The 9,816-nt window shown below is 74.2% G+C and carries 8 protein-coding genes; 6 read left to right on the plus strand and 2 right to left on the minus strand.

Annotated features, from left to right (window positions below; translation table 11 throughout):
- The 5 genes from DZG00_RS08050 to DZG00_RS08070 all read left to right on the plus strand — a co-directional run.
- Positions 1–720, plus strand: a 720-nt coding sequence (locus DZG00_RS08050; RefSeq protein WP_119455517.1) for a GDSL-type esterase/lipase family protein, incomplete at its 5' end; no start/stop codon positions are given.
- 137 nt (positions 721–857) lie between these two features.
- Positions 858–1,646: a DeoR/GlpR family DNA-binding transcription regulator gene (locus DZG00_RS08055; RefSeq protein ID WP_119381792.1), complete on the plus strand. Its 789-nt coding sequence runs from the start codon at positions 858–860 to the stop codon at positions 1,644–1,646.
- The gene (locus tag DZG00_RS08060) at positions 1,643–2,614 is read left to right on the plus strand and encodes a 1-phosphofructokinase family hexose kinase (RefSeq protein WP_119381791.1); all 972 of its coding nucleotides are present in this window, start codon (positions 1,643–1,645) and stop codon (positions 2,612–2,614) included. Before DZG00_RS08055 ends, DZG00_RS08060 begins: the two co-directional genes overlap by 4 nt.
- 22 nt (positions 2,615–2,636) lie before the next feature.
- The gene (locus DZG00_RS08065; RefSeq protein ID WP_119381790.1) at positions 2,637–4,691 is read left to right on the plus strand and encodes a PTS fructose transporter subunit IIABC; all 2,055 of its coding nucleotides are present in this window, start codon (positions 2,637–2,639) and stop codon (positions 4,689–4,691) included.
- A gap of 56 nt (positions 4,692–4,747) precedes the next feature.
- A complete protein-coding gene (locus tag DZG00_RS08070; RefSeq protein ID WP_119381789.1) occupies positions 4,748–5,020 on the plus strand; it encodes an HPr family phosphocarrier protein in 273 nt (90 codons plus the stop codon).
- Between the two features lie 74 nt (positions 5,021–5,094).
- On the opposite strand, the gene DZG00_RS08075 is transcribed toward DZG00_RS08070, so the two are convergent.
- Positions 5,095–6,669, minus strand: a complete 1,575-nt coding sequence (locus DZG00_RS08075; RefSeq protein WP_199688909.1) for an SDR family NAD(P)-dependent oxidoreductase — start codon at positions 6,667–6,669, stop codon at positions 5,095–5,097.
- A gap of 71 nt (positions 6,670–6,740) precedes the next feature.
- Positions 6,741–7,016 carry a hypothetical protein gene (locus DZG00_RS08080; RefSeq protein WP_119381788.1) on the minus strand — a complete coding sequence of 92 codons (276 nt, stop codon included), beginning with the start codon at positions 7,014–7,016 and terminating at the stop codon, positions 6,741–6,743.
- 87 nt (positions 7,017–7,103) lie between these two features.
- Here DZG00_RS08080 and DZG00_RS08085 point away from each other — a divergent pair, with 87 nt between their 5' ends.
- Entirely contained in the window at positions 7,104–9,644 is a 2,541-nt protein-coding gene (locus tag DZG00_RS08085) for a DEAD/DEAH box helicase (RefSeq protein WP_119381787.1), read from the plus strand.
- Positions 9,645–9,816 lie beyond the last annotated feature (172 nt).

Consider the following 9,816-nt stretch of genomic DNA (forward strand, 5'->3'; position numbering starts at 1 on the left):
GTCGACGCGGCCTGCGACGGCGCCACGACCGCGGACCTCGCCGCCCCGGTGGAGCGCGGCGGGCAGACCGTGCCCGCGCAGCTGGACGCCCTCGCGGACGGGGCCGACGTCGTCCTCGTGCGCCTCGGGGGCAACGACCTCGGGTTCCCGGCCCTCGTCGGCGGATGCCTCGCGCGGGATCCGGACGGCCCCGTCGCGGCTGGGCCCGCGACGTGCGTGGACGCCCTCGCCCCCGCAGGCGGCACCGACGCCGTCCGCGCGCGCATCGACGGGGAGGTCGCGACGCGTCTCGGCGAGGCCTTCGCGCGGATCCGCTCCGCTGCGCCCGATGCGCGCATCGTGGCGCTCGGCTACCTCACCGTGCTCGGCGACCCCGACGCGCTGCCGGCGGAGGGCTGTCTGCGGGCGACCGCGTCGTCCGAGGTCAACGGCCAGGTGCTCCTCGCCGACCGGGACGCGGCGTGGCTCGCGGGGATCCAGCGCGAGCTCGACGCCGCGATCGCCCGGGCGGCAGCCGACGCGGGCGCGCGCTTCGTGGACCAGGAGACGCCGACCGCGGAACGCGGCGCGTGCGCGGGCGATGCGGGCGATCCGTACGTCGCCGGTCTCGGCGGGAGCGCCGGATCCGTGCCGCTGCATCCCAACGCGGCCGGGCTCGCGTGGGAGGCGGGCGTCCTCGCGGACGTGCTCCGCGAGGAGGAGGCGGCGCTCGGGCGCTGACCCCGAGCGCGCGGGCGGGACGCCCGCGTCTGGCTTCATGTGGCTTCGTGTGGGTTCGTGTTGCTTCTCCTGCGGATGCGGACTACAGTGCGAGGACGCGAGGCGCATCTGCCCCACGGAGTCGAAGGAGACCGCCCATGTACGCCGAAGAGCGCCAGGACAGGGTGGTCGCCCTCCTCGAGCGCACCGGCCGCGTGGCGGTCGTGGGCCTGGCCCGCGACTTCAACGTGACGACCGAGACCGTGCGCCGGGACCTCGCCCAGCTCGAGAGCCGCGGCGTGCTGCGTCGCGTGCACGGCGGCGCCGTCCGCGCCGACCACTCCACACGCGCCGAGGAGAGCCTCGACGCGCGCAGCTCCCGCAACACGGCCGCCAAGGAGCGCATCGCCGACGCGGCCATGCGCCTCGTGCCCCCGAGCTTCCAGGGATCCATCGCCCTCGACGCCGGCACCACGACGGGCCTCGTCGCCGAGCGCGTCGCCGCCTGGCGGCCCGACGTCGCCGGCCGGACGCTCGTCGTGGTCACCCACTCGATGGCGGTCGCGCAGACCGTCACCCGGAACCCGGCCGTGGAGGTGCAGCTGCTCGGCGGACGCGTCCGCGGCATCACGAGCGCGGCCGTCGGCCCCGCGACCCTCGGCCAGCTCGCGCGCCTGCGTCCCGACATCGCCTTCATCGGCGCCAACGGGATCCACGCCGAGTTCGGCCTCAGCACACCCGACGAGGAGGAGGCGGCCGTGAAGACCGCGTTGACCCGAGGATCCCGACGCGCCGTGGCGCTCGTCGACGCGTCGAAGGCGGGGGAGGAGGCGCTCGTCGGCTTCGCCGCCCTCGACGACCTCGACACGCTCGTGACGGACGTCGCGCCCGACGGCCCGCTGGCCGACGCGCTGGCCGCCGCCGAGGTGGAGGTGATGGTCGCGTGATCCTCACCCTCACCGCCAACCCGAGCCTCGACCGCACCATCGACCTCGCGGGCGCCCTCGCGCGCGGCGCCGTCCAGCGCGCCCGCGGCGTCGCCGAGCAGCCGGGCGGCAAGGGCGTCAACGTGTCGCGCGCGCTGATCGCCTCCGGCCTCGACACCGTCGCGCTCCTGCCCGGACGCCTCGACGACCCGATGCTCGTGGCGCTGGCCGCGGAGCGGATCCCGCTCGACCACCTCGACATCCAGGGTCGCGTGCGCCAGAACGTGACGCTCACGGAGCCCGACGGGACGACCACCAAGGTCAACGAGCCGGGTCCCGTCCTGTCAGCGGCCGAGGCGGACGCGCTCGTCGCGCTCGTCATCCGGCACGCGCGCCGCGCGACCTGGCTCGTGCTCGCGGGATCCCTGCCGCCCGGCCTCGACGACGACTTCCACGCCCGCGTGGTGCAGGCCGTGCGCGCCGAGCTCGGCGACGCCGCCCCGCGCATCGCCGTCGACTCCTCGGGCGCGCCCATGTCCGCGCTCGTGGCGTCCGACGCGGTCGTCGACCTCGTCAAGCCCAACGCCGAGGAGCTCGCCGAGCTCGTCGGCCTCCCCGACCCGGATGCGCTGGAGGCGGACCCCCGGCTCGCCCACGACGCATCCCGCTCCCTCGTCTCCCGCGGCTGCAGGGCGGTCCTCGCGACCCTCGGCGCGCGGGGGGCCGTCCTCACCACGGCGGAGGGCGGGTGGCTCGCCACCATGCCCCCGATCGTGCCGGTGAGCACCGTGGGCGCGGGCGACTCGTCGCTCGCGGGCTACCTGCTCGCCGACCACCGCGGTGCCGGACCCGAGGGGCGGCTGGCGCAGGCCGTCGCCCACGGATCCGCCGCCGCGTCCCTGCCCGGCAGCACCATGCCGTCCCCCGACCAGACACGACCGGACAGCGTCACCGTCCGGCCGCTCCTCCCGATCGCCGCCGATCGCTGACCCGCCCCACCTGGAGAAGAACATGCCATCGCTCATCACGAACCGCCTCGTGCTCCTCGACGCCGACCTCGGCGCCGACCGCGAGCACGCCGTCCGCACGCTGGCCGAGCGCGTCGTCGCCGAGGGCCGCGCCACCGACGCCGACGCCCTCTTCGCCGACGCGTGGGAGCGCGAGTCGAAGACCGACACCGGCATGGGCGGCGGGCTCGCGATCCCGCACTGCCGCTCCGCCGCGGTGACGGAGGCCACGCTCGTCATGGCGCGGCCGAGGCCCGCCGTCGACTTCGGCGCGCCGGACGGCCCCGCCGACCTCGTCTTCTTCATCGCCGCGCCCGACGGCGCCGACCAGGAGCACCTCGTGCTGCTGTCGCGGCTCGCCCGGTCGCTCATCAAGCCCGAGTTCGTGGAGGCGCTGCGCACCGCCACCGACGAGGACCAGGTCGTCTCGCTCGTGGAGGGCGCGCTCGTGGACGAGCCCGCCTCCTCGACGGGCGCTCCCGCCGCATCCGCTCCCGCGGCGTCGGCGTCCACCCCGGCCGCTGCCGCTCCTGCCGCCGATGCGCCCGTGCTCATCGCCGTCACCGCGTGCCCCACCGGCATCGCGCACACCTACATGGCGGCCGACTCGCTCGTCGCCGCCGCGAAGCGCGCCGGCGTCGAGCTGCACGTCGAGACGCAGGGATCCTCCTCGGTCACGCCCGTGGACCCCGCGATCATCGCCCGGGCCACGGCCGTCATCTTCGCGGTCGACGTGGACGTGCGCGACCGCGCCCGCTTCGCCGGCAAGCCCGTGATCCAGTCGCCCGTCAAGCGCGGCATCGACCAGCCCGACCAGATGGTCGCGGAGGCCGTCGCGGCAGCGGAGGACCCGAACGCCCCGCGCGTCCCTGGCGGTGCTTCCGCGGCCGCCGGATCCGAGCAGGCCTCCCCGCAGTCGTCCCAGTCGGTGGGCGCGCGCCTCAAGCGCTGGCTGCTCACGGGCGTCAGCTACATGATCCCGTTCGTCGCGGGCGGCGGCCTCCTCATCGCGCTCGGCTTCCTCCTCGGCGGGTACCGGATCACCGAGACGGCCTCGGACGTGGTGCTGCAGAACTCGCTCGCGAACCTGCCCGACGGCGGCCTCGGCCAGTACCTCGGCGCCGTCGCGTTCGTGATCGGGAACGCGTCGATGGCGTTCCTCGTGCCCGCGCTGGCCGGCTACATCGCGTACGCCATCGCCGACCGGCCGGGCATCGCGCCCGGGTTCGTCGCCGGATCCATCTCCGTCATCATGGGCGCCGGCTTCCTCGGCGGCCTGGTGGGCGGCCTGCTCGCGGGCGGCATCGCCTACGCGATCGGCCGCATCGACGTGCCGCGCTGGCTGCGGGGCCTCATGCCCGTCGTGATCATCCCGCTGCTCGCCTCCATCGTCGCCTCCGGCCTCATGGTCATGGTGCTCGGGGGCCCGATCGCGGCGCTCACGCGCGGCCTCAACGACTTCCTCTCGGGACTCACGGGCGCGTCGGCGATCCTGCTCGGCGTCATCCTCGGCGTCATGATGTGCATCGACCTCGGCGGCCCCATCAACAAGGTCGCCTACTCGTTCGCGGTCGCCGGCCTCGGCGCCGGATCCATCACCGACCAGACCCCGTGGGAGATCATGGCCGCGGTCATGGCAGCCGGGATGGTCCCGCCGCTCGCCCTGGCGCTCGCCTCCACCGTGATCGACCGCCGCCTGTTCAGCCCGGCCGAGCGCGAGAACGGCAAGGCCGCCTGGCTCCTCGGCGCCGCGTTCATCTCCGAGGGCGCCATCCCGTTCGCCGCGGTCGACCCGCTGCGCGTCATCCCCGCGAGCATCGTCGGCGGAGCCGTCACCGGCGCCATGGTGATGGGGCTCGGCGTCGTCTCGCAGGCCCCGCACGGCGGCGTCTTCGTACTCTTCGCCATGAACGGCACGTTCCTCGGGTTCCTCGCGTCGGTCGCGGTCGGCGCGGTCATCTCCGCGTTCCTCGTGGTGCTCCTCAAGCGCTTCACGACGAAGCGCCCCGAGGCGGCGGCCACGGCGTCCGTCGACCAGGGCGTCCCCGTCGCGGCCTGATCCCGTCCCCGCCCGATCCCGCCCGTCACATCCGCACCACCAGAAGGAGAACGACCATGACCGAGCGCACCGCCACCATCGGCAGCCGCGTGGGCCTGCACGCCCGTCCCGCATCCCTCTTCATCGAGGCCGTGCGCCGGCAGAGCGTGCCCGTGAAGATCAGCAAGCCGGGCGGCACGCCGCTCGACGCGACCAGCATCCTGTCGCTCATGAGCCTCGGCGCCGCGAACGGCGACGAGGTCGTGCTCACCGCCGAGGGCGACGGCGCGGACGCCGCGCTCGACGAGCTGGCGGCGCTGCTCGAGACGGACCTCGACGCCGTCGAGTAGCCGCTCCCACGACGAGAGGCCCGGACACCGCGATGCGGGTCCGGGCCTCTCGTCGTGTCAGGTGGAGCGGGGCGTCACCACTCGGCGACGCGGTAGTCCTTCAGGAAGACTCCCGAGATGTCCTCGCCGGCCTCGCCCATGACGATGGGGTCGTAGACGCGAGCTGCGCCGTCCACGAGGTCGAGCGGGGCGTGGAAGCCCTCCTCGGCGAGGCGCACCTTCGTGGGGTGCGGGCGCTCGTCGGTGATCCAGCCGGTGTCGACGCTCGTCATGAGGATGCCGTCGGTCTCGCGCATCTCGCGTGCCGCCGTGCGGGTCATCATGTTGAGCGCGGCCTTCGCCATGTTGGTGTGCGGGTGGCCCGGGCCCTTGTAGGCGCGGGCGAACTGGCCCTCCATGGCGCTGACGTTGACGACGTACTTGCGGCGCGCCTCCGACGCCGCCATCGCGGGCCGCAGGCGGCTGACGAGCAGGAACGGCGCCGTGACGTTGGCGAGCTGGACCTCGAGCATCTCGAGCGGATCCACCTCGTGCACCACCTGGGTCCAGCTGTTCGCGTCATGCAGGTCGGGCACGAGGCCGCCCGCGTCGATCGCGGTGCCGGCGGCGAGGCGCGCGAGCGAGGAGGACCCTGCCGTCATGGCGAGCTCGGTGACCTCGGCGGCCGTGATCCCCGTCGCGGTGGAGAGGATGGGGTGCGCGGCGACGGACGCGGCGAGGGCCGCCGGGTGCGCGTCGGCCGTGTGGCCGAACGTCAGCAGCTCGGGGAGGTCGCCGTCCGGCAGCGGCGCGGCCTCGGCCTCCGACAGCGGCGCGTACGAGCCGGGGGAGCGGCGCACGGTCTGCGCGGCGTTGTTGATGAGGATGTCGAGGGGACCTGCGGCCGCCACCGCGTCCGTGAGCCCGATGACCTGCGCCGGGTCGCGGAGGTCGAGGCCCACGATGCGCAGGCGGTGCACCCACTCGTGCGCGTCCGGCAGGCCGGCGAACCGGCGGACGGCGTCGCGCGGGAAGCGCGTGGTGATGGTGGTGTGCGCGCCGTCGCGGAGGAGGCGCAGCGCGATGTGCATGCCGATCTTGGCGCGGCCGCCCGTGAGCAGCGCCCGCTTGCCGGTGAGGTCGGTGCGGGCCTCGCGCTTCGCGTGGTTGAGGAGCGCGCAGTCCGGGCAGAGCTGGTGGTAGAACGCGTCCACCTGCGTGTAGTGCTGCTTGCAGATGTAGCAGGGGCGCGAGCGGATGAGCGTGCCCGCGGTCGGCTTGGCGGTCGTGATCGCCAGCGGGATGCCGCGGGTCTCGTCGTCGATGCGATCGGGCGCCCCCGTCGCGGTGGCGGCGACGACGGCGCGGTCGGCGCTGGCGACGGCCTCGCGCTTCTCGAGCCGGCGGGCCTTCTTCACCTCCTTGAACATGGAGGCGGTGGCGCGGCGGACGGCGACGAAGTCCGGGTGGTCCTCGTCGATGTCGGCGAGCGACCCGAGGACGCGGAGCGCGACGGCGAGGTCGGCGGGATCGATGGCGGGCTCGGGCGCTACGGGTGCGGCGTCGGGCGAGGCGGCCGGCTCGGACGCAGCGGCGGGGACGGTGTCGGGCGTGGGGGTGACGGGATCCGCGGGGCGGGCGGGGTCGTCGGGCAGGGCGTCGGAGGGCACAGGAGATGATACCCGGGCATGGGGCCCGTCCCGGGCTGCGGCGGGGCACCGGGATCGCCCGCGGCTCCGCGCTACATCGTGGTCGCGAAGCCGACCGCGGCGGCGATGACCGCCCAGAGCGCGATCGTGACGACGACGAGGGCGATGACCCCGGTGCGGCGGTCGCGCCATCGAGCCCGCTCCGCCTCCGGGTCGGCGGGGACGCCCTCCGGGGCCCTGGCTCCGACGGCGGTGTCGGCGCCGTGCGCCCCGTGATCCGGGGTGGTCCCCTGCGCCTCGGCGGACGGCGCGGAGGCGGGGTCGAGCGGGGCGCGATCGTGGAGCGGGTCGAGCGGGAGGGACGGCATCCGGGCACCGTACGCGCTGGCGCCCGGCGCGCCCTGCCGCCTGTGGAGAACTCCGCGGCGGGGCGCGTGGGGGAGGATGGACGCATCATGTCGGACACCGCCCTCGCCCCCACGCTCACCGAGGAGGCGGCCCGGCTGGCCGTGGACGGGGCGACCGACGACGCCATCTACGACGCGTTCGCCGACTGGGCCGTCGCGCGGGGGATCGAGCTGTACCCGGCGCAGGACGAGGCGGCGCTGGAGATCGCGTCGGGCGCGAACCTCATCCTCTCGACCCCGACCGGCACCGGGAAGTCGCTCGTCGCGGTGGCGGCGCACTTCGCGGCGCTCGCCCGCGGCCGTCGCTCGTACTACACGGCGCCCATCAAGGCGCTCGTCTCGGAGAAGTTCTTCGCGCTCGTCGAGCTGTTCGGCGCCGCGCAGGTGGGCATGGTCACGGGCGACTCCTCGGTGAACCCCGACGCGCCGATCATCTGCTGCACGGCCGAGATCCTCGCCAACCGGTCGCTGCGCGGCGGCGCCGACACCCCCGTCGACCAGGTGGTGATGGACGAGTTCCACTTCTACGCGGATCCGCAGCGCGGCTGGGCCTGGCAGGTGCCGCTCCTGCTCCTGCCGCACGCGCAGTTCGTGCTCATGTCGGCGACGCTCGGCGACGTGACCGACCTCGCGGACGACCTCACCCGGCGCACGGGGCGGCCGACCGCGCGCATCACGGGGATCGAGCGCCCGGTCCCGCTCTTCTTCCACTACGCCGTGACGCCCGTGCAGGAGACCGTCGAGGAGCTGCTCGACACCAAGCAGGCGCCCGTCTACATCGTGCACTTCGCGCAGGCCGCTGCCCTCGAGCGGGCGCAGGCGCTCTCCAGCATCAAGATCGTCTCGCGCGAGCAGCGGGACGAGATCGCGGAGCTCATCGGCGGCTTCCGCTTCAGCACCGCGTTCGGGAAGACGCTGTCGCGGCTCGTGCGCTCGGGGATCGGCGTGCACCACGCCGGCATGCTGCCGAAGTACCGCAGGCTCGTCGAGCAGCTCGCGCAGCAGGGCCTGCTCCGGGTGATCTGCGGCACCGACACCCTGGGCGTCGGGATCAACGTCCCCATCCGCACGGTGCTGTTCACGGGCCTCACCAAGTACGACGGCACGCGCATGCGGCAGCTCAACGCGCGCGAGTTCCACCAGATCGCCGGGCGCGCCGGCCGCGCCGGGTACGACACCGCGGGGACCGTGGTCGCTCAGGCGCCCGAGCACGAGACCGAGAACATCAAGATGCTCGAGCGCGCGGGCGACGACGTGAAGAAGCGCCGCAAGCTCGTGCGCAAGAAGGCGCCCGAGGGCTTCGTCTCCTGGGGCGAGCCGAGCTTCCGGAAGCTCATCGACGCGGAGCCCGAGCGGCTGACGTCGAGCATGCAGGTCAGCCACGCGATGATGCTCAACGTCATCGCGCGCGGTGGCGACGTGTTCGCCAACATGCGGGCGCTCGTCGAGGACAACCACGAGCCCCGCATCCGGCAGCTCGCGCTCGCGCGCCGGGCCCTCGCCATCTACCGCACGCTGCGGACGGCGGGCATCGTCGAGCAGGTGGCGGACCCCGACGGCGGGCCCACGCGCATCACGCTGACGGTCGACCTGCAGGCGGACTTCGCGCTCAACCAGCCGCTGTCGCCGTTCGCGGTCGCCGTGTTCGAGATCCTCGACCGGGAGTCGCCCACGTACGCGCTCGACATGGTGAGCGTGGTGGAGGCGACCCTCGACGACCCGCGGCCGATCCTCTCGCAGCAGCAGTTCAAGGCCCGCGGCGAGGCCGTGCAGGCGATGAAGGCGGAGGGCATCGAGTACGACCAGCGCATGGAGCTGCTGGAGACGATCACCCACCCGAAGCCGCTCGAGGAGCTGCTCGACCAGTCGTTCACGACCTACGCGGCGAGCCAGCCGTGGATCGGCGACTTCGCGCTGAGCCCCAAGTCGGTCGTCCGCGACATGTACGAGCGCGCGATGAGCTTCAGCGAGCTGATCTCCTTCTACGGCCTCATGCGCTCCGAGGGCCTCGTGCTCCGCTACCTCTCCGACGCGTTCCGGGCGCTGCGGCAGACCATCCCCGACGAGGCGAAGACCGAGGAGCTGCTCGACGTCATCGAGTGGCTCGGCGAGCTGGTGCGCCAGGTCGACTCGAGCCTCCTCGACGAGTGGGAGGAGCTGTCGCACCCCACGGCCGCGCCCGGCGACGCGCCCGTGCTGCCGCCCGCGCCGAAGCTGCTCACGTCGAACACGCGCGCGTTCCGGATCCTGGTGCGCAACGAGATGTTCCGCCGCGTGCAGCTCGCGGCGCGCGAGGACCTGCAGGCGCTGGGCGAGCTGGATCAGGCGGCCGGCTTCGACGCCGACGCGTGGGGCGACGCGCTCGACGGCTACTTCGGCGAGTACGACCGGATCCTCACCGACGGCGACGCCCGCAGCCAGGCGCTCGTCACCATCACCGAGGGCTCGACGGAGTGGACCGTGCGGCAGGCGCTGCACGACCCCGAGGGCGACCACGACTGGGGGATCGAGGCGACCGTCGACCTCGACGCGTCGAACGAGGCCGGCGAGGCGGTCGTGCGCGTGACCCGCGTGGGCACCCTCTCGTGAGCGCGGCGCCGCGCCTGCCCGACCTCGCCGGACGGACGATCCTCGTCACGGGCGCGAACGGCGGCATCGGGTTCTGGACGTCGGTGCAGCTCGCCGACGCGGGCGCCCGTGTGCTGCTGGCCTGCCGTTCCGCCGAGCGCGGGGCCGCCGCCGCCCGGGCGATCCGGGCGCG

Origin of the sequence: Clavibacter lycopersici (assembly GCF_003576405.1) — a bacterium.
GTDB lineage: Bacteria > Actinomycetota > Actinomycetes > Actinomycetales > Microbacteriaceae > Clavibacter > Clavibacter lycopersici.